Below are 19688 nucleotides of genomic sequence, written 5' to 3' on the forward strand. Positions count from 1 at the left end.
GTTCGGACGCGGAATGCGGCATATTGTCGCAGCCGCGGCGGCGGCGGGCTTGGTGTACAGTGGCGGCATGAAATGGAATGCGATGTTGGAGGCCGAGCCGGCCGGGGACCCGCTGCAGGCCGGCCACCGCGTGCGCCGGCTGCGCTGGCTGATGCTGCTGCTCGCGCTGGCCATGCTGGCCGGCTGCGCGCTGGATGGTCTGGCGCTGCCGTGGCCGCTGGTCGGCCAGGCGCTGGCGACGCTGGCCCTGGTCAATCTCGCGCTGCCGCGGCTGCCCGGCTGGGGGCTGAAGGCCGAGTCGGCGCTGCGGCTCGGCCTGTTCTTCGACGTGCTGGTGTTGACCGAGCTGCTGGCCTTCAGCGGCGGCGCCGCCAATCCGCTGGCCTCGCTATACCTGCCGCCGGTGCTGTTCGCCGCGCTGTTGTCGCCGGGCTGGTTCGCCTGGCTGCTGGCGCTGCTCAGCGTGTCCGCCTACGGCCTGTTGTTCGAATGGCATCTGGACTGGCCGCTGAACGGCGGCAACGCCGCCTACGCCTTCAATCTGCATCTGTCGGGCATGTGGTTCAGCTTCGCCTTGTCGGCGCTGTTGATCGCCGGCTTCGTGTCGCGGCTGGCCCGCCAGCTGCGCCACCAGGGCGACGCGCTGGCCGAGGCGCGCGAGACCCAGCTGCGCGACGAGCAGCTGCTGGCCGTCGGCATGCAGGCGGCCGGCGCCGCCCACTCGTTGTCGACGCCGCTGAACACGCTGACGCTGCTGGTGGACGAGTTGCTCGGCGAGCGCCACGGCGACGAGGCGCTGCGGCAGGACCTGCTGTTGATGCGGGCGCAGCTGGGCAGTTGCCGCTCGGCGCTGGCCAGGCTCAAGCACGGCTCCGAGCCCAGCCCCGGCCCGCAGCCGCTGTTCGCCGCGTTGGCCGAGCGGCTGGAGGGCTGGCGCAGCCTGCGGCCGGACCTGAGGCTGGACTGGCGGGCGCCGGACGGCGACGATCCGCCGGTCAGGCTGGACGCGGCCTTCTGGCCGGCGTTGTTCAATCTGGTCAACAACGCGGCCGAGGCCGGCGGCGGCGCGGTGGAGGTGACCGCGCGGCTGGACGGGCGGACGCTGAGCCTGGACATCGTCAACCGCCAGGGCTGTCTGAGCGGGGCGCAGCTGGCCCGCGCCGGGCTGGCGCCGCTGGAGTCGGCCAAGCCGGCCGGCCTGGGCCTGGGCATGTTGCTCAGCCACGCGACGCTGGCGCGGTTGGGCGGCACGCTGAGCCTGGACAACCGCGCCGACGGCGGCGTGCGCGCCCGCATTGAGCTGCCGCTGGGACTGGAGGACGGCCAGTGAGCGCTTTTCTGCTGATAGACGACGACGAGGCTTTCGCGACGGTGCTGTCGCGCTCGCTGACGCGACGCGGCCATGCGGTCGCCTGGGCCAGGAACGCCGACGAGGCGCTGGCGCGGGTCGCCGAGCGGCCGGCGCGCATCCTGCTGGATCTGAACCTGGACGGCGACAGCGGCCTCAGCCTGTTGCCGGCGCTGCGGGCGCTCAGCCCCGACAGCGCCATCGTCGTGCTGACCGGCTACGCCAGCATCGCCACCGCCGTCGAGGCGACCAAGCTCGGCGCGGTGCAGTATCTGGCCAAGCCGGCCGGCGTCGACGAGATCCTGGCCGCCTTCGCCCAGCAGGCGGCCAATCCGGAACTGCCGGTGGCGCCGCAGCCGATGTCGCTGCGCCGCGTCACCTGGGAGCATCTGCAGCGGGTGCTGGCCGAGCACGACGGCAATATCTCCGCGACCGCGCGCGCCTTGAACATGCACCGCCGCACCCTGCAGCGGATGCTGGCCAAGCGGCCGGTGAAAAGCTGAGCCGGATCATGACAAATATATAAATCGGCCGGTGGCCGGTCATCGGAAAATATGATTGGAGCGCAGGCTTGGGCGCGGCGTAACGTGCGGATTCGATACCGATAAAACGAGGAGATCCGAGATGCTGCGTGGACAGATGATGGACCGGCCGTTGTTGATTTCCGACTTGCTGGCGCATGCCGAGCGCTTTCACGGCGACACCGAGATCGTGTCGCGCACCGTCGAGGGCCCGATACACCGTTATACCTATCGCGACGCCGCCGGCCGGGCCAGGCGGCTGGCCAAGGGTCTGGCGACGCTGGGCGTGGCGCCGGGCGACCGGGTGGGCACGCTGGCCTGGAACGGCTACCGCCATTTCGAGATCTATTTCGCGGTGTCCGGCAGCGGCGCCGTTTGCCACACCGTCAATCCGCGGCTGTTTCCCGAGCAGATCGCCTGGATCATCAACCACGCCGAAGACAAGGTGCTGATGTTCGACGCGTGCTTTCTGCCGCTGGTGGCGCAGCTGGCGGACAAGCTGACCACGGTCAAGCGCTTCGTGCTGCTGGCCGGGCGCGACCGCCTGCCGGCCGACAGCGGCATTCCCGGCCTGCAAAGCTACGAGGCGCTGCTGGACGGCCACGACGACGACTACGACTGGCCGCTGCTGGACGAGAACGCCGCCTCCAGCCTGTGCTACACCTCCGGCACCACCGGCAATCCGAAGGGCGTGCTGTACTCGCACCGCTCCACCGTGCTGCACGCCTTCGGCAGCGCGCTGCCGGACAGCTTCGACATCTCGGCGCGGGCGGTGGTGATGCCGGTGGTGCCGATGTTCCACGCCAACGCCTGGGGCCTGCCGTACAGCTGCGCGATGAACGGCAGCAAGCTGGTGCTGCCGGGGCAGAAGCTGGACGGCGCCAGTCTGCGGCAGCTGATCGTCGAAGAGGGCGTGACCACGTCGATAGGCGTGCCGACGGTCTGGCTGCAACTGCTGCAATACTGCCAGCGCGAGAAGCTGTCGCTGGCGCCGCTGAAACGGGTGATCGCTGGCGGCTCGGCGGTGCCGGAAAGCATGATAGACGAGCTGGCCGGACATGGCGTCGAGATGCGCCAGCTGTGGGGCATGACCGAGCTGTCGCCGTGCGGCACCACCTGCACGCCCAAGCTCAAGCACCAGGGCCTGGCCGGCGAAGAGGCGAGGATGCTGCTGGCCAAGCAGGGGCGGCCGATCTACGGCGTCGACATCCGCATCGTCGACGACGCCGGCCTGCCGCTGCCGCATGACGGCGTCACCTTCGGCAATCTGCAGGCGCGCGGGCCGTGGGTGCTGGCGCAGTACTTCAAGCGCGAGCTGGACGACAACCACAGCGCCGACGGCTGGTTCCACACCGGCGACGTGGTGACGATAGATCCGGACGGCTATATGCGCATCACCGACCGCACCAAGGACGTGATCAAGTCCGGCGGCGAGTGGATCAGCTCCATCGATCTGGAAAACATCCTGGTCGGCCACCCGGCGGTGGCGGAGGCGGCCGCGGTGGCGGTGCCGCACCCGAAGTGGGACGAGCGGCCGCTGATGGTGGTGGCGCTGAAGCCGGGCGCGAGCGCGACGCGCGGGGAGTTGCTGGCCTTCTTCGAAGGCAAGATCGCCAAGTGGTGGACGCCGGACGACGTCGCCTTCGTCGACGAGCTGCCGCACACCGCCACCGGCAAGCTGCTGAAGATGAAGCTGCGGGAGCAGTTCCGCGACCATCGCTGGCCGAATAAATGAAAAATGGATTATTTGCTCTATCTCTATGGATTTTTGTAGAGCAATTACGTTAGAATGCGCTCTGCACTGAGAACCGCAAGGTTTTGAGGTGTTAGCCCCTCGAAATATCGAGCTGGCCAAGGCCGGTCCGATGTTTCTTCCTCGTGTTGACCCCTGCAGCATTGCCGCAGGGGTGTTTTTTTTCCCACGCCTGTTTCCGCGTCTGTCCACCGCCTGCCGAGAGCGACGCCACCTAGCCGGAAGGCCGTCTTTACAATGCGGATGTGGTATTCACATCGACTGTTTCCCATGCGCCGCCTATCATATTTACAACGGCATGAGCTGGGTCAAGCTGTGCCCGGCCGAGCTGATTTAGCGTGTTTATGCCGTGTTCGAATAAAACACCATCGCGGCAACGGCAAGCCTCGCCTGGGCACGACAGCGTAAAAAAGGGAAACAGATGAAATCACTCCGCAGCCGCCTGATAGCGCTCAACGCCTTGTTGATGGCGCTGTTCGGCCTGGTCCTGGTGACCATAGTCTTCATGCAGATGCGATCGGAAATCCTGGAGGGCCTGGACAACGAATTTGCCGCCAGCCTGAAGGGCCAGAGCGCGGTGGTGACCACCTGGCTCGGCGAGAAGAAGCAGCAGATCGTCGCCCAGACCGGGGCCGCCAATGAGGCCGACGCGCTGCGCTTCCTCAAGGTCGGCACGAAGGCCGGCGGCTTCAACGTCAACTATGTCGGCTACGCCGACGGCCGCACGCTGTTTTCCGACGACTGGCAGGCGCCGGCCGACTACAAGGTGGCCGACCGCGAGTGGTACAAGCTGGCCCAGGCGGCCGGACAGCCCATCGTCACCGATCCCTATGTCGACGAGGCTACGAAGAAGCTGACCGTCACCATCGCCGCGCCGTTCAACCACAACGGCGCCTTCGGCGGCGTCGTGGCCGGCGACGTGATGGTGGATACGCTGGTGAAGTCGGTGCTGGCGCTGAAGGTGCGCGGCAACGGCTACGCCTTCATCGTCGACAAGAAGGGCACTATCATCGCCCACCCGCAGGCCGAGCTGACGCTGAAGCCGATCGCCGGCGTGGTGCCGTCGCTGACCGCCGACCGGCTGGGCCAGCTGGTGCAGAACGACAAGGCGTCCGATGTCGACATCGGCGGCAAGGGCATGCTGATCGCCGCCCAGGCCATCCCCGGCACCAACTGGATACTGGCGCTGGTGTCCGACCGCGAGGTCATCCTGGCGCCGCTGACCACGCTGCTGTACACGATAGGCGGGCTGACGCTGCTGGTGTTCGCGCTGATGATTCCGTTCTCCAGCCTGATCATAGGCCGGATGCTGGCCGGCCTGGTCAGGCTGAAGGCGGCGATGGAGGACATCGCCCGTGGTCAGGGCGACCTGACGCTGAGGCTGAAGGACGACGGCCAGGACGAGATCGCCGCCACCGCGCGGGCCTTCAACACCTTCGTCGCCCAGCTGGGCCATCTGTTTCGCGGCCTGAAGGGCGACGCGCGCGGCGTGGTCGGCGGCGTGCAGGACGCCAGCCAGCTGGTTGCCAGCGTCGCGCAGAGCTCGCGTCACATCTCCGACGTGTCCTCGTCCAATGCCGCGACGCTGGAGCAGATCACCGTCTCCATTTCCCACATCGCCGACAGCGCCCGCCAGGCCGACATGCTGGCCAGCTCCACCGGCAACAATCTGGCCGCCAGCGCCGACAATATGCAGCGGCTGTCGTCCGGCATGGAAAACACCGTGCAATCGGTGCGCGGGCTGGAAGAGATGCTGTCCTCGCTGGACAAGCGCTCGCAGGAAATCTCCGGCATCACCAATGTGATCCGCGACATCGCCGACCAGACCAATCTGTTGGCCTTGAACGCGGCGATCGAGGCGGCGCGGGCCGGCGAGCAGGGCCGCGGCTTCGCCGTGGTGGCCGACGAAGTGCGCAAGCTGGCCGAGCGCACCGCGCAGGCGACGCTGGAAATCTCCAATATGGTCGGCGCGATCCGCGAGGAGACCGGCCGCGCCGTCGGCGACGTCAACAGCACGGTGCAGGCGGTGGACGAGGGCGTCGGCCTGACCCGCGAGGCGGTCGACAATATCGCCGCCATCCGCGAATCGATGCTGGACGTGGTGGCCAAGATGAGCGAGATCTCCAGCTCCACCCAGGAGCAGCACAAGGCCACCACGCTGATCGCGCAGAGCTCGGAGGCGATCAACGGCCATGTGCTGGAGAACGACGACGTGCTGCAGAACGTCAGCAGCACCTTGAGCGGGCTGGCCGGCAACGCCGGCAAGATGGACGCCGAGTTCAACAAGTTCCGGCTGTAGACGCCGCCTCGCCGCCCCGAACGCCGCCTTGCCAGGCGGCGTTTTTGCGTTGATGATCCCAAGAGCCTGTTTACGATCTTTTTACGAGCGTCCCGGGGCCGTTTTCTGCCGGCGCATGGCTTTGTCAAACGTCCCTTGCAGTGAACGACACTGCGGCGGGCCGCTTTGGGCGCCCTGCATCCGGCAGAAAACCGCCGATGCCGCAAAATGATCGTAAACAGGTTCTCAGCAACTTTCCGATTTGGCCAAGGCGCGATGAACCCGCTCTCTCCCGATACTTTGCTCGCCGCCCGCTTGCTGGCCGAAGGCGAGCTCGCCGGCGCGCTGCGAGCGGCGCAGGACGGCCTGGTGGCCGATCCCGGCAACGCGCCGCTGTGGAATCTGCTCGGCGTCTGCGCCGCGCGCCTCGGCCAGCCGGCCTTGGCGGCGCAGTGCTGGACGCAGGCGCTGGCGCTCGATCCGGCGACGCCGGACGCGCATTACAACCTGGGTTGCCTGGCGATGGAGCGGGACGACGCGGCGCAGGCCGAGGCCTGTTACCGCGCCGAGTTGAAGCGCGACGCCGGCCACCCGTCCAGCCTAGGCAATCTCGGCAATCTATTGCAGGACGCCGGCCGCCTGGACGAGGCCGAGGATTGTTTCCGCCGGCGGCTATCCTCCCAGCCCGGCGCGACCGCGCATTACCAGCTGGGCCGCCTGCTGGCCGAGCAGGGCCGGTCCGGCGAGGCCGAGGCGCATCTGCGGGTCTGCCTGGACAGCCAGCCGGACGATGCTGAGGCGCTGCAGCTGCTGGGCCGGCTGCTGGAGGAGCGGGGCGAGGCCGGCGAGGCCGAAGCCATGTTGCGGCGCGCACTGGAGTCGGCACCGGGCCATGTCGTCGCCGGCAACAATCTGGGTTTGTTGCTGATGGCCCAGCGGCGCTGGGACGAGGCGGAGCGACATTTGCGCGCCGCCCACGCGGCAGCGCCTGGCGCGGCGCTGGCCAATCTGGCCAATCTGGCCTCGCTGCTGCTCGCCACCGGCCGCGCGGTGGAGGCGGAAGCCCTGGCGAAGCAGGCGCTGGCGGCAGAGCCTGGCCGCGCCGACTGGCTGAACCTGCTGGGCCTGGCCTTGCGCGAGCAAGGGCGGGACGACGAGGCTGGGCAGGCCTGGGAGCAAGGCCTGGCATCGGCGCCGGACCACCGCCGGCTGCGGCAGAATCTCGGCTATCTGCAACTAGCGCGCGGCGATTGGGCGGCCGGCTGGGCCAATCACGAGGCGAGGCTGGAGGCGGCCGCCTATCCCGTCTTGCCGTCGCCGCGCTGGCAAGGCGAGAGCCTGGCGGGCCGACGGCTGCTGGTGTTGTTCGAGCAGGGCTATGGCGATGCGATACAGTTCAGCCGTTATCTGGCCGCATTGTCCGCGCGGGGCGCGACACGCGTCGTCGCGCTGTGCCGTCGGCCCTTACTGCCGCTGTTCGTCCGGCAATGGCCGCAGCTGGAGTGGCTGGCGATGGACGGCGGCTACCCGGCCGAGTTTCCGCCGCACGACTGCCATGTGTTTTCGATGAGCTTGCCATCGGTCTTGCGCGCTTTTGAGCCGCCAGCGGGCGAGTCCTATCTTCAGGCCGATCCGGCGCTGCGCCAAGCCTGGCGCGCGCGCCTGCCGGCCGGCCGCAATATCGGCCTGGTCTGGCGCGGCCGCGCCGAGCATCCGTTCGACCATTGCCGCTCGCTGCCGGGGCCGGAGGCCTTGCGGCCGCTGCTGGCTGATCACGGCGTCAACTGGATCTCGCTGCAGTCGGAGCCGGACGAGGCGGAGCGGACATGGCTGGCGGAAAACGGCGTGGCGGAGCTGGGCTCCGGCTTGATCGATTTCGCCGCCAGCGCGGCGCTGCTGGCGGCGCTGGACTGCCTGGTGGCGGTGGACACCGCGATGGCGCACCTGGCCGGCGCGCTGGGCCTGCCCTGCCATCTGTTGCTGTCCGCCGATCAGGTGGACTGGCGCTGGGGACTGGTCGGCGCGGCGACGCCGTGGTACCGCTCGCTGACGCTGGAGAGACGGCGGCGCGGGGAGTCGTGGGAGGCGCTCGCCGGGCGGATGACGGTTTGATCCGCCCCCTCTCCCCCAGGGGGAGAGGGGCTAGAGGCCGCGGCACGAGGCGGCCTCGCGTGCCGCGTTTCCCGTTTCGGGATGGAGGAACAGCAACGACGGGTTTCCCTTTTTCCTTGAGGAAGAGCGGTCTGCTCGCGTGCCGCGCGGTACTCGGTTTCCCATTTTGGGGATGGAGGAACGAAAACGACGGGTCACCCCTCTCCCCTCGCGGGAGAGGGGTCGGGGGAGAGGGGGAAGTTTTACAACCACTTCCCCGGATTCATCAGCCCGTCCGGGTCCAGCGCCCGCTTGATCGTCCGCATCAATTCCAGCGCCAGCGGGTCCTTGTAGCGGACCAGCCAGTCCTTCTTCAATTGGCCGACGCCATGTTCGGCCGCCAGCGTGCCGCCCAGCCGGTAGACATGGTCGTAGACGATGGCGTTGACCGCAGCCTCGTCGTCGAACAGCTCGGCGTTGCCGGGCCGGGTATAGCTGACGTTGTAGTGCAGATTGCCGTCGCCGGCGTGGCCGAAGGCGACGATGCGCACGCCGGGGAAGGCCTTGTCCAGATCGGCCGCGCAGTCGCGGACCAGCCGCGGCAGCGCCGAGGTCGGCACCGCGATGTCGTGCTTGATGCTGGGCCCGTCCTTGCGCTGGCTTTCCGATATCTCCTCGCGCAGCGTCCACAGCTTGCGGCGCTCGGTCTCGTTCCGCGCCACCACGCCGTCGGCCATCGTCCGCGTCGCCAGCCACTCCACCAGCGCGTCGTTCAGCGCGGCCGCGTCGCCGCCGTCGGACAGCTCGATCAGGATCAGCCACGGCGCGGTGAACGGCATCAGCGCGGGATGATGGCGTTGCAACACCTGCTGGCAGTTGGCGTCTATCACCTCGAAGGCGGTCAGGCGGTCGCCGAAACGGTGGCGCAGCCGGTTCAGCCAGTCTATCGCCGTCTCGATGTCGTCTACGCCGACCATCGCCGTGGCGTGGGCGCTGGGCAGCGGGAACAGTTTCAGCGTGGCGGCGGTGATCAGGCCCAGCTGGCCTTCGGCGCCGATGAACAGCTGCTTCAGGTCCAGACCGGTGGTGTCCTTGCGCAGGCCCTGCAGCTGGTCCAGCACCCGGCCATCCGGCAGCACCGCCTCCAGCCCCAGCGTCAGATCGCGCATCGTGCCGTAGCGCAACACCGCGACGCCGCCGGCGTTGGTCGACAGATTGCCGCCGATCTGGCAGGTCCCCTGCGAGGCCAGCGACAGCGGAAACAGCCGGCCGGCCGCTTCGGCCACCTGCTGCGCCTCGAGCAGCGTGACGCCGGCGTCGACGGTCAGCGCGTTGTTGTCGGCGTCGACGCGGCGGACGCGGTTCAGCCGGCGCAGCGCGACCACCAGCTGGCGGCCGCTGCCGTCCGGCGTCGCCGCGCCGCAGGTCGAAGTATTGCCGCCCTGCGGCACGATGGCCACCTGGTGCGCGCGGCACAGCTTGACCACCTCGGAGACTTCCGCGGTAGAACCCGGCCGCGCCACGGCCAGCGGCGCGCCCTGGTAGCGGCGGCGCCAGTCCAGCGTGAACGGCGCGGTGTCGGTGTCGTCGGTCAGCACGTGTTGCGGACCGACGACGGCGGCCAGCCGGCTCAGAAAGTCGTTCATGTCAGAAAGGCCCGCCGTTGTCGCGCAGCTTGTCCGGCAGGCCGTCGTGGCCGCCGAGTTCTCGCTCCGGCGCGTCGTTCCAGTGCAGCGGGCCCAAGAATTGATTGCGCTCGGGATGCACGGCGTAGTGGATGCGGTTGTCTTCTCGGTCGGTGTCGCCGACGCAGAGCAGGCGGACCGGGTGTTCGGTATTGTTGATGAAGGTGTGGGCCAGGCCGTCTCCGGCCTTGAAGCCTACCGAGTCGCCCGGTTGCAGCCGGTGGAGGATGCCGTCCAGCCAGACGTCGGGCGTGCCTTCCAGCACATGGATGAACTCGTCCTCGGTTTTTTCGGCATGGGGCCAGCTGGTGCGACAGCCGGGTTCCAGCAGTTCGTGGTGGATGCCCAGCCGGGCGAAGCCGTAGTGTTTGCCCAGCGAGCTGCCGCGCGACAGCGGCTCCTGGCTGCCGGAGTAATAGCGCGGCCTGTCGCTTTGCAACTCGCTCCAGTGCTTGATGCAGTCGGGTCGGTTCATCGGTCTTCCTCTGTGGTGGCCAGGCTGTCGCAGCCGTGGTCGATGGCGAGATAGCGGCGCGCCAGCCGGCGGAAGCCCGGCTCGGCCCAGCGCGGCAGCCGGGGCAGGTGGCGGCGCGGCGATTGCAGCAGGCCGCAGCGGTAGCGCGGCGCCTCCCATTCCAGCGCCGGGCACGGGCCGGCGCGGTGTTTCAGCAGCAGCCGCGACAGCGGACAGGGGACGGCGGCGCAACACACGCCGCAGCCGTTGCACGGCAGGCCGGGCGCCGGTTTGGCCGGCGCCTCCGCCTTCAACCATACCACCTGCCGCTGGGCCATGGCAGCGCGCTTATTCCGGGATGTCGGCCGCCATCAGCTCGTCCGGGTGTTGCCAGCCCGGCTGGGCGGCGATGCGGGCGAGCCAGGCCCGGACATTGGGCCAGCCGGCGATGTCCAGGCCGGCGTCGGACAGCCACCACAGATAGCCGCATAGCGAGATGTCGGCGATGCTGACCTGGTCGCCGGCCAGGTAGCGGTGTTCGGCCAGCTCCGCCTCCAGCACCGCCAGATCGGCGCGCAGCCGCGTCTCCAGCCAGGCTTCCACCGCCGGCTCATAGTGGGCGATCAGGCGCGAGTAGCGCAGATTGGGCAGCGACAGTCCCAGCCGGTTGGTTTCCCAGCTCAGCCATTCGCGCACGCGCTGGCGCTCGCCCTGCGCGCCGGCCAGCGCGCCGTAGTTGTCGGCCAGCCACTGCAATATCGTGTTGGACTGGCTCAGCGGCACGCCGTCGGCGACCAGCACCGGCACCTCGCCGAAGCGGCTGGCGGCGCGGAAGTCGTCGGGGCGCTGGTCGCGCGGCAGCGAGATGTCGATGTGGGCGTAGTCGTGCGATATGTCGGCCAGCATCAGCGCCAGCCTCACTTTGTAGCTGTGGCCGGAATAGCGGTTGCCGTACAGGGTCAGTGTGTTCATTGCGATTGCTTTCGGGAAGGTGTCGAGTCCAGGCTTCGGCGCGAGCCCAGCCAGGCCGCGGCGAAGGCCAGCGGCAGCGAGAACAGCGTCGGATTGGCATAGGGGAATAGCGGCTTGGCGTGGCCCAGCGCGGCCACCCACACCGCCGGGCCGCAGACGATCAGCGCCAGCGACGAAGCGATGCCGGCGGCGCCGCCCCAGATCACGCCGCGGGCGCTCAGGCCGCGCCAGTTCAGCGCCAGCACCAGCAGCGGGAAGTTGGCCGAGGCGGCGATGGCGAAGGCCAGGCCCATCATCAGCGCGATGTTCAGTTGCTGGAACACGGTGGACAGCAGCATCGCCGCCAGGCCCAGGCCCAGTGCGGCCAGTCGCGACACCGCCAGCTCGCGGCGCGGCTCGGCCCGGCCGCGTTTCAGCCAGCCGGCGTACAGATCGTGGCTGACGGCGCTGGCGCCGGCCAGCGTCAGGCCGGCCACCACCGCCAGTATGGTGGCGAAGGCCACCGCGGCCACCAGCGCGCGGGCGAGGTCGCCGCCCAATAGTTCGGCCAGGTGCAGCGCCGCCATATTGCCGCCGCCCAGCAGCTTGCCGTCGGCGCCGTGGAATTGCGGATCGGGGCCGACCAGCGCCAGCGCGCCGTAGCCTATGACGATGTTCAGCGCGAAAAAGGCCGCCACCAGCCAGGTGGCGAGGCCGACCGAACGGCGCGCGGCGTCCTCGTCGGCGACGGTGAAGAAGCGCATCAGCACATGGGGCAGGCCCAACAGGCCCAGGCTCAGTCCCAGGCCCAGCGACAGCATCTCCACCGGGTTGGACAGCGCCTGGCTCGGCAGGAAGGCGGCCGCGCCGCGCAGCCGCTCGACGGCGTCGAACAGCGACGCCGGGCTGCCGCCGAAGCGGGCGAGCGTGCCGCCGGCCAACAACAGCGCGCAAACGAAGAGCAGGCTGGCCTTGCTGATCTGCACCCAGGTGGTGGCCAGCATGCCGCCCAGCGCCACATAGGCCATCATCAGCGTGCCGACCAGGCCGACGGCGGCCAGATAGGGCAGGCCGAACAGCAATTCGATCAATTTGCCGGCGCCGACCAGCTGCACCACCAGATAGCACAGCGTCACCGTCAGCGAGCAGGCGATGCCGATCAGCCGGACGCCGGCGTGGTCGAAGCGCCGGCTGAGCACGCCGGCGACGGTGTAGCGGCCCTGGCGCCGCAATGGTCCGGCCAGCAGCAGCAGCAGCAGCGGCCAGCCGGCCAGCGTGCCGACCGCGTAGGCCAGCGAGTCGTAGCCCTGGCCCAGATACATGCCGGCGGCGCCGAGGAAGGCGGCGGCCGACAGATAGTCGCCGGCCAGCGCCAGCGCGTTCTGCCAGACCGGCACGCGGCCGCCGGCGGTGTAGAAGTCGTCGAGCGAGGCAGTGCGGCGGCGCGCCGCGGCGGTCAGGCCCAGCGTCAGCAGGATCAGCGCCAGGAACAGCAGTTGGGCGTGGCTCATCGCGGCGCTCCGCCGCGCCGGCGGGCGTGCCGCGCGGCGATCAGGCAGAACAGCAGCATCGCCGCCAGCGCCAGCGCGATCGAGGCCGGCACGCCGGCCAGACGCGCGGCCAGCCAGGCCGGACGCAGCGCCAGTATCAGGTAGTAGCCGAGGCAGGCGGCCGCGGCGGTCAGGACCGGCAGGAATGTCATGCGAACATCACTTGGCAAAAGACCGAGTGTAGCGCATGTCAGCCGGGCTGCCACCGCATCAGCAGCCGCGGCTCGCCGGGACCGAAGTAGCCGTCGTCGCGGCCGGCCTCGACGAAGCCCAGCCGGCGGTATAGCGCCGCCGCCGGATTGGCCGGGTCCACGGTCAGCTGGACGCTGCGCGCGCGCGGCCGCATCGCGTCCAGCACCGCCTGCGCCAGCGCGCGGCCGACGCCCTGGCCGCGGCAGGCCGGCAGCAGGGCCAGCGACAGCAGCCACAATTCGTCCGGCCGCTGCGACGGCGCGCCCAACGCGTAGCCGACGATGTCGCCGTCGCCGTTTTCGGCCAGCCAGAACCAGTCCGGCCATAGCTCCAGCGCTTGGCGGAAGAAGAAGTCGGGATAGACGTGGCCGCCGAATACCGCCTGCTCGATGGCGAAGACGGCGGGGAGGTCGGCGAGCCGGACCGGGCGCAAGGTCATCGGATGTCCTGGTGTACGAAAGAGGGGGACAGCGTAAACGATGCGGCGGGTCGGCGGAAGATCGCCTTTAATCAAAAAATCATATTCCTTCCGCACACTGCGCGCTGACCAGAATTGACGCGGTCATTGATCCTGGAGCTTGTCTCTCGATTTTCATCACGGCGGAAGGCCGCGGGGAAACGATCGCGGACAGGCTCTCAACCTTTCCGGAGCGTTGTCATGAGCGAGTTGTCACGTCGTGAGTTTCTGAAGCTGTCGGCCGCCGGCATGGCCGCCGGCGCGTTGCCCCCGGGTCTGGCCGCCGCGATGGCGATCCGGCCGGCCGGCCGCAGCCTGTCCGCGGTCAAGCATGTGGTGGTGTTCATGCAGGAGAACCGGTCTTTCGACCATTACTTCGGCACGCTCAGGGGCGTGCGCGGTTTCGGCGACCGCAGCGCCCTGCAATTGCGCAGCGGCAGCAGCGTGTTCCGCCAGCCCAATCTGGGCGCCGGCGAGTACCCGTTCCATCTCGATACCAGCCGCACCAACGCGCAATACCTGACCGATCTGGACCACTCGTGGACCGGCACCCACGCCGCGTGGAACCAGGGCAAGTACGATGGCTGGATCGCGGCCAAGGGCAGCCTGACCATGGGCTATTACGGCCGCGCCGACATCCCCTACCATTACGCGCTGGCCGACGCCTTCACCGTCTGCGACAACTATTTCTGTTCGGTGCAGGGACCGACCAATCCGAACCGCCTCTATCTGTGGAGCGGCATGGTGGACCCGGCCGGCAAGAACGGCGGTCCGGTCATCGACAACAGCGAGAAGGGCTACAGCTGGACCACCTATCCGGAGCGCCTGCAGTCGGCTGGCGTCAGCTGGAAGGTGTATCAGGTGCTCGGCGACAACTACGACGACAACGCGCTGGCCTGGTTCAACCAGTACCGCAACGCCAAGGCCGGCAATCCTCTGTTCGACCGCGGCATGAGTTCGGTGCCCAAGGTCAGCGGCAATTCGGTGCAGGACCTGGTGGCGGCCATCCGCAACGACGCGGTCAACGGCACGCTGCCGCAGGTGTCGTGGATCGTCGCGCCGGAGGCGTATTCTGAGCATCCGAGCGCGCCGCCGGCCGCCGGCGCCTATCTGCTGGACCGCGTGTTGCAGGCGCTGACCGCCAATCCGGATGTCTGGGCGTCCACCGTGCTGCTGCTGAACTACGACGAGAACGACGGCCTGTTCGACCACGTGCCGCCGCCGGTGCCGCCGGCCGGCACCGCCGCCGAGTTCATCGGCGGCAAGCCTATCGGCCTGGGGCCGCGCGTGCCGATGCTGGTGTTGTCGCCGTGGAGCCGCGGCGGCTACGTCTGTTCGCAGGTTTTCGACCACACCTCGGTGATCCGTTTCCTGGAGACCTGGACCGGCGTGCAGGAGCCGAACATCTCGGCCTGGCGCCGCCAGGTCTGCGGCGATCTGAGCACGGCGCTCGATTTCGGCAGCAGCAATGTCTCGGTGCCGGCCTTCCCGGACACCGCGGCCTTGCTGACCCAGGCGCAGCAGAGCAAGAGCTGGCCGGCGCCGACGGCGCCGGTGCCGGGACAGATGCCGCAGTCGGAGGCCGGCCGCCGCCCGGCGCGCGCGCTGCCTTACCAGTGCAACGGCTACGGCAGCACCGATGTCGCCGGCGGCATCTTCTGGGTGCATATGCAGAACGGCGGCGGCCAGGCCGTTCATTACTCGATCTACGCCAACCAGTTCCGCAGCGACGGACCGTGGCAGTACGACGTGGCGGCCGGCGGCGAGATCAAGGACTATTTCCACGCGCAGACCTATGGCGGCGGCTTCTACGACCTGACGGTCTATGGTCCCAACGGCTTCCTGCGCCGTTACGCCGGCAATCTGCGCAGCGCGATGGGCGTGCTCGAGGCTACCGGCACGGCGTCGTCCATGGCCTTGGGCGTGCCGCAGCTGACGCTGCAGCTGAGCAACGGCGGCGGCAAGCTGGCGACTTTCCAGATCACCGCCAACGGCTATGGCGGCGGCGCGGCGCAGCAGGTGGCGGTGGCCGCCGGCGGCGGCCAGCTGCTCAGCTGGAACCTCAGCTCCACCTCGGGCTGGTACGACTTCACCGTCACGTGCACCAACGACACCAACTTCGTCCGCCGCCTGGTCGGCCACGTCGAGACCGGCGCCGTCAGCATCAGCGGTTGAGGCTTTGCGGTCGTTCTGGCGGGCGTCAGCCCGTCAGGACGACAGCTTGCGGCCCAGCCGCTTTTCCACCTGGCGCCGCTCCCAGTCCGGGCCCAGGATGGGCAGCAGCTCGAATGTGCCGATCGCATGCGCCAGCAGGCCCATGCCCCAGCCCAGCGCCGGCCACATCACCCACAGGTGGTGCGGCGAGGTCGCCAGATTGATGACGGCGAGCGCGATCATCACCAGCACATACTGGATCAGGTGCCGGTAGAAGCGTTTCAAGCGATTGACGTGTTGCAGCGCGAGCGCTTCTTCCAGATCGCGGGCGGCGACGGGGGCGGCGACGGCGTCGGGGGTGGTCGGGTCCATCATGGCGAGCTCCTTGTGCAGTTCCGAGAAGTCGATCTCGAACACCGAGGCCAGAGACTTCAGCGACTCGACGCTGGCGCCCTGGCCGCGTTCGATGCGCTGCACGGTGCGCACGCTCAGACCGCTCAGGTCGGCCAGTTGTTGTTGCGACCAGCCGCGTTGCAGCCTCAGTTTCTGTATCAGCATAAAACCTCCGTTCGATCACTGGCCGCAGTGTGGTCCGGCCTGCCGCGATGGACAAGGACAGCGGGGCGACAGACAGGCGACAGCGACGCGACAGTGCCCGCCAGGCTTGGGTTTTCGACCGGCGCGGACTGCGGCCGGGGAGAGCCTGTTGGCATGATAGGGGCGCGGCGAGGCGGCTGGCAAGGCGATGAAAAACGCCGCCGTTCGATCGAACGGCGGCGCCGGGAGGGGCGGTTCAGCGCGGCGGCGTCACCACAGCACGCGGACCTTGCCTTCGCCCAGCCATTCGGACAGCGCCAGCAGCAGGCCGTCGTCGAGGCGCACGCCCCATTCCTGCGGCAGCATCAGCTCGCCGCGTGCCTGGCCGTTGTTGTAGGCCAGCCGCACCAGGCTGCCGGCGTCCTGGCTCTTGAACGGATGCAGCTCGGCCTTCAGGCGGGCGATGTCGGGCTTGGCCGGCAGTTGCAGCGCCAGGCCGCGGGCGTAGCGGCTGCGCGCCTCGCCCAGGCTCAGCAGCTTGTCGACGACGATGCGCAGGCCGCCGGAGAAGCTGTCCTCGCTGACCTTGCCCTCCACCACCAGCACCACGTCCTCCTTCAGCTTGTCGCGGTTCAATTCGAAGCTTTCGGCGAACAGGCTGACTTCCAGCTTGGCGGTGCCGTCGTCGAGTTGGACGAAGGCCATCTTGCCGCGGTTGCCCACCTTGACGCGGATGCCGGTGACGAAGCCGGCCAACAGCTGCGGCTCCTTGCGCGGGCTGAGGCGGGACAGCGTGGTCTTGATGAAGCCGCGCACCTCTTTCTCGTAAGAGGAGAACGGGTGGTCGGACAGGTAGAAGCCTATCGCCAGTTTTTCCTCGGCCAGCTTGACCGCGTCGTTCCACGGCCGGGTGGCCACCATCTCCACCGCCGGCGCGACGTCGTCGCCGAACATGTCGAACAGGCCGCCCTGGTTGGCGTTGGCGTGCTCCTGCTCGGCGGCCTCCATCGCCAGGCCGACATTGGCGAACAACAGCGCGCGGTTCGGCTCGATGGCGTCGAAGGCGCCGGCGCGGATCAGCGCCTCGATCACCCGCTTGTTGACCAGCTTCTTGTCGGTGCGTTTGCAGAAATCGAACAGGTCGGTGAACGGGCCGCCGGCCTCGCGCGCCTCGACGATGTGGTTGACCGCCGACTCGCCGGTGCCCTTGATCGCGCCCAGCGCGTAGCGGATTTCCTTGCGGTTGACCGGGACGAAGCGGTAGAAGCCGTGGTTGACGTCAGGCGGCAGGAAGGCGATGCCGTTCTTGCTGTCCTGGCAGTCGTCGTAGAACACCTTCAGCTGGTCGGTGTTGTCCAATTCGGTGGACATCGTCGCCGCCATATAGGCCGCGCAGTGGTGGGCCTTCAGCCAGGCGGTGTGGTAGGCCACCAGCGCGTAGGCGGCGGCGTGCGACTTGTTGAAGCCGTAGCCGGCGAACTTCTCCATATAGTCGAAGATCTCGTTGGCCTTGGCTTCGGGAATGGCCTGCTTGTCGGCGCCTTCCACGAACATCGCGCGCTGGGCCACCATCTCCTCGACCTTCTTCTTGCCCATCGCGCGGCGCAGCAGGTCGGCGCCGCCGAGCGAGTAGCCGCCGATCACCTGGGCCGACTGCATCACCTGCTCCTGGTACACCATGATGCCGTAGGTCGGCGCCAGCACCGGCTCCAGCAGCGGGTGCAGGTACTCGAACTTGGCGCCGTGCATACGCTGGATGAAGTCCGGGATCAGGTCCATCGGGCCCGGGCGGTACAGGGCCACGAAGGCGATAATTTCCTCGAACTTGCTGGGCTTGGCCTCCACCAGCATCTTTTTCATGCCGGTGGACTCGAACTGGAACACGGCGGTGGTGTTGGCGGTGGCGAACACCTTGTAGGCCGCCTTGTCGTCCAGCGGCAGGTGGGCGACGTCGACGTCCTCGCCGGTGGTGGCCTTGATGTATTTCTGCGCCAGCTCGATGATGGTCAGGTTACGCAGACCCAGGAAGTCGAACTTCACCAGGCCGATCTGCTCGACGTCGTCCTTGTCGAACTGCGACACCGGCGAGGCGCCGTCGCCGCTGGCGATGTACAGCGGGCAGAAGTCGGTCAGCCTGCCCGGCGCGATCAAGACGCCGCCGGCGTGCATGCCGATGCCGCGGGTCAGGTCCTCCAGCGTCATCGCCAGTTCGATCAGCTCATTGGCGCCCTCGCTCTCGATGATCTCGCCGATCTGCGCCTCCATCTCCATCGCCTTGGTCAGGCTCAACGGCTTGTTGGCCTCCAGCGGGATCAGCTTGGACAGGCGGTCGCACAGGCCGAACGGCAGGTCCAGCACCCGGCCGACGTCGCGTATCACCGACTTGGACGACATGGTGCCGAAGGTGGCGATCTGGCTGACCGCCTCCTCGCCGTATTTGCGGCGCGTGTATTCGATCACCCGCCAGCGGTTTTCCTGGCAGAAGTCCACGTCGAAGTCGGGCATCGACACCCGTTCCGGGTTCAGGAAGCGCTCGAACAGCAGCGCGTACTTCAGCGGGTCCAGGTCGGTGATGTACAGGCTGTACGCCACCAGCGAGCCGGCGCCGGAACCCCGGCCCGGGCCCACCGGGCAGCCGTTGGCCTTGCCCCACTGGATGAAGTCCGCCACGATCAGGAAGTAGCCGGGGAAGCCCATCTGGATGATGGTGTCGCACTCGAACTTCAGCCGCGCGTCGTACTCCGGGCGTCTTTGCTGGCGCTCAGCCTCGTCCGGGTACAGCTGCTTCAACCGGTCTTCCAGGCCGCGCTGGGCCTCGTGGACCAGGAAGTCGTCCAGCGACATGCCGTCCGGCGTCGGGAACAGCGGCAGGTAGTTCTTGCCCAGCACCACCGAGATATTGCAGCGCTTGGCGATCTCGACGGTATTGGCCAGCGCCTCCGGAATGTCGGCGAAGCGCTCGACCATCTCGTCGGCGCCGAGGAAGTACTGGCATTCGTTGAAGGCGCGCGGCCGGCGCTTGTCGCCCAGCGTATAGCCCTCGGCGATGCACACCCGCGCCTCGTGGGCCTTGAAATCGTCCTTGTCCATGAACTGGATCGGATGGGTGGCTGCCACCGGCAGCCCCAGCTCGCCGGCCAGCCACAGCGTCGCCTGCACCACGCTTTCCACCTGCGGGTTGTCCAGCCGCTGCAATTCCAGATAGAACGATCCCGGAAACAGCTTTTCCCAGTACTCGGCGCGGCGGCGCGCCTCGTCGCGCTGGCCCATCGCCAGCGCGAGGCCTACGTCGCCGAGGTGGGCGCCGGACAGGCACAGCAGATTGCCGTTGTCGCCGGCCTCAAGCCACTCGCGCTTGATCTCGGCGCGGCCGCGGTACTGGTTGTGGCTGAAAGCCTCGGTCAACAGCTCGCACAGCCGGCGATAACCCTCGCGGTTCTTCGCCGTCAGCATCAGCCGGTAAGGCTTGTCGCGGTCCTCCTCGTTCTCCAGCCAGATGTCGGTGGAGACGATGGGCTTGATGCCCTTGCTCCGGCAGCTCTTGTAGAACTTGACCATGCCGAACAGATTCATCAGGTCGGACATGCCCAGCGCCGGCATGCCGTCGCCGGCGGCGCGCTTGACGGCGTCGTCGAGGCGGACGATGCCGTCGGTGATGGAGAACTCCGAGTGGAGGCGAAGATGGACAAAGCGGGGTGCGTTCATCCCGACATTTTA

Annotated in this window: 15 protein-coding genes; 6 read left to right on the forward strand and 9 right to left on the reverse strand. The window is 68.2% G+C overall.

Annotation, left to right across the window (positions count from 1 at the left end; genetic code table 11):
* The first annotated feature begins 67 nt into the window (after positions 1-67).
* The 5 genes from CXB49_RS01390 (at position 68) to CXB49_RS01410 (ending at position 8012) form a co-directional block, all read left to right on the forward strand.
* The gene (locus CXB49_RS01390; RefSeq protein ID WP_233492907.1) at positions 68-1330 is read left to right on the forward strand and encodes an ATP-binding protein; all 1263 of its coding nucleotides are present in this window, start codon (positions 68-70) and stop codon (positions 1328-1330) included.
* Positions 1327-1851, forward strand: a complete 525-nt coding sequence (locus CXB49_RS01395; protein ID WP_101706749.1) for a response regulator transcription factor — start codon at positions 1327-1329, stop codon at positions 1849-1851. Before CXB49_RS01390 ends, CXB49_RS01395 begins: the two co-directional genes overlap by 4 nt.
* A gap of 121 nt (positions 1852-1972) precedes the next feature.
* Positions 1973-3604, forward strand: a complete 1632-nt coding sequence (locus tag CXB49_RS01400) for a 3-(methylthio)propionyl-CoA ligase (protein ID WP_101706750.1) — start codon at positions 1973-1975, stop codon at positions 3602-3604.
* Positions 3605-4043: 439 nt separating this feature from the next.
* Complete coding sequence (locus CXB49_RS01405; RefSeq protein WP_101706751.1) at positions 4044-5921, forward strand: methyl-accepting chemotaxis protein; 1878 nt, start codon at positions 4044-4046, stop codon at positions 5919-5921.
* A gap of 255 nt (positions 5922-6176) precedes the next feature.
* On the forward strand, positions 6177-8012 hold the full coding sequence (locus CXB49_RS01410) for a lipopolysaccharide assembly protein LapB (RefSeq protein WP_158300576.1): 1836 nt from the start codon (positions 6177-6179) through the stop codon (positions 8010-8012).
* Positions 8013-8254: 242 nt separating this feature from the next.
* Here CXB49_RS01410 and CXB49_RS01415 read toward each other — a convergent pair whose 3' ends face one another.
* From CXB49_RS01415 to CXB49_RS01445, 7 genes are read right to left on the reverse strand one after another with little or no spacing between them, the layout of a single operon-like run.
* A complete protein-coding gene (locus CXB49_RS01415; protein ID WP_101706753.1) occupies positions 8255-9637 on the reverse strand; it encodes an FAD-binding oxidoreductase in 1383 nt (460 codons plus the stop codon).
* A gap of 1 nt (position 9638) precedes the next feature.
* A complete protein-coding gene (locus tag CXB49_RS01420) occupies positions 9639-10151 on the reverse strand; it encodes a cupin domain-containing protein (protein WP_101706754.1) in 513 nt (170 codons plus the stop codon).
* Entirely contained in the window at positions 10148-10468 is a 321-nt protein-coding gene (locus CXB49_RS01425) for a hypothetical protein (protein ID WP_101706755.1), read from the reverse strand. The genes CXB49_RS01420 and CXB49_RS01425 overlap by 4 nt, the downstream gene beginning before the upstream one ends.
* Positions 10469-10478: 10 nt before the next feature.
* On the reverse strand, positions 10479-11102 hold the full coding sequence (locus CXB49_RS01430) for a glutathione S-transferase family protein (RefSeq protein WP_101706756.1): 624 nt from the start codon (positions 11100-11102) through the stop codon (positions 10479-10481).
* On the reverse strand, positions 11099-12592 hold the full coding sequence (locus CXB49_RS01435) for a cation/acetate symporter ActP (RefSeq protein ID WP_101706757.1): 1494 nt from the start codon (positions 12590-12592) through the stop codon (positions 11099-11101). Before CXB49_RS01435 ends, CXB49_RS01430 begins: the two co-directional genes overlap by 4 nt.
* On the reverse strand, positions 12589-12783 hold the full coding sequence (locus CXB49_RS01440) for a hypothetical protein (RefSeq protein ID WP_101706758.1): 195 nt from the start codon (positions 12781-12783) through the stop codon (positions 12589-12591). Before CXB49_RS01440 ends, CXB49_RS01435 begins: the two co-directional genes overlap by 4 nt.
* Positions 12784-12821: 38 nt before the next feature.
* A complete protein-coding gene (locus CXB49_RS01445) occupies positions 12822-13262 on the reverse strand; it encodes a GNAT family N-acetyltransferase (RefSeq protein WP_101706759.1) in 441 nt (146 codons plus the stop codon).
* A 219-nt stretch (positions 13263-13481) separates the two neighbouring features.
* On the opposite strand from CXB49_RS01445, the gene CXB49_RS01450 reads away from it, so the two are divergent.
* On the forward strand, positions 13482-15455 hold the full coding sequence (locus tag CXB49_RS01450; protein ID WP_101706760.1) for a phosphocholine-specific phospholipase C: 1974 nt from the start codon (positions 13482-13484) through the stop codon (positions 15453-15455).
* A 33-nt stretch (positions 15456-15488) separates the two neighbouring features.
* On the opposite strand, the gene CXB49_RS01455 is transcribed toward CXB49_RS01450, so the two are convergent.
* Together CXB49_RS01455 and dnaE are read right to left on the reverse strand one after the other, a co-directional pair.
* A complete protein-coding gene (locus tag CXB49_RS01455; protein ID WP_101706761.1) occupies positions 15489-15992 on the reverse strand; it encodes a 2TM domain-containing protein in 504 nt (167 codons plus the stop codon).
* 249 nt (positions 15993-16241) lie between these two features.
* Complete coding sequence (gene dnaE / locus CXB49_RS01460; RefSeq protein WP_101706762.1) at positions 16242-19676, reverse strand: DNA polymerase III subunit alpha; 3435 nt, start codon at positions 19674-19676, stop codon at positions 16242-16244.
* Positions 19677-19688: the final 12 nt, after the last annotated feature.

This window comes from Chromobacterium sp. ATCC 53434 (assembly GCF_002848345.1).
Classification (GTDB): domain Bacteria; phylum Pseudomonadota; class Gammaproteobacteria; order Burkholderiales; family Chromobacteriaceae; genus Chromobacterium.

Bases quoted from the DNA above. Each gene is read 5' to 3' on its own strand.
- CXB49_RS01400 (WP_101706750.1), top strand. From the start codon at position 1,973: ATGCTGCGTGGACAGATGATGGACCGGCCGTTGTTGATTTCCGACTTG.
- CXB49_RS01415 (WP_101706753.1), bottom strand. From the start codon at position 9,637: ATGAACGACTTTCTGAGCCGGCTGGCCGCCGTCGTCGGTCCGCAACAC.
- CXB49_RS01420 (WP_101706754.1), bottom strand. From the start codon at position 10,151: ATGAACCGACCCGACTGCATCAAGCACTGGAGCGAGTTGCAAAGCGAC.
- CXB49_RS01430 (WP_101706756.1), bottom strand. From the start codon at position 11,102: ATGAACACACTGACCCTGTACGGCAACCGCTATTCCGGCCACAGCTAC.
- CXB49_RS01410 (WP_158300576.1), top strand. From the start codon at position 6,177: ATGAACCCGCTCTCTCCCGATACTTTGCTCGCCGCCCGCTTGCTGGCC.
- dnaE (WP_101706762.1), bottom strand. From the start codon at position 19,676: ATGAACGCACCCCGCTTTGTCCATCTTCGCCTCCACTCGGAGTTCTCC.
- CXB49_RS01450 (WP_101706760.1), top strand. From the start codon at position 13,482: ATGAGCGAGTTGTCACGTCGTGAGTTTCTGAAGCTGTCGGCCGCCGGC.
- CXB49_RS01390 (WP_233492907.1), top strand. From the start codon at position 68: ATGAAATGGAATGCGATGTTGGAGGCCGAGCCGGCCGGGGACCCGCTG.
- CXB49_RS01405 (WP_101706751.1), top strand. From the start codon at position 4,044: ATGAAATCACTCCGCAGCCGCCTGATAGCGCTCAACGCCTTGTTGATG.
- CXB49_RS01425 (WP_101706755.1), bottom strand. From the start codon at position 10,468: ATGGCCCAGCGGCAGGTGGTATGGTTGAAGGCGGAGGCGCCGGCCAAA.
- CXB49_RS01445 (WP_101706759.1), bottom strand. From the start codon at position 13,262: ATGACCTTGCGCCCGGTCCGGCTCGCCGACCTCCCCGCCGTCTTCGCC.
- CXB49_RS01455 (WP_101706761.1), bottom strand. From the start codon at position 15,992: ATGCTGATACAGAAACTGAGGCTGCAACGCGGCTGGTCGCAACAACAA.
- CXB49_RS01435 (WP_101706757.1), bottom strand. From the start codon at position 12,592: ATGAGCCACGCCCAACTGCTGTTCCTGGCGCTGATCCTGCTGACGCTG.
- CXB49_RS01440 (WP_101706758.1), bottom strand. From the start codon at position 12,783: ATGACATTCCTGCCGGTCCTGACCGCCGCGGCCGCCTGCCTCGGCTAC.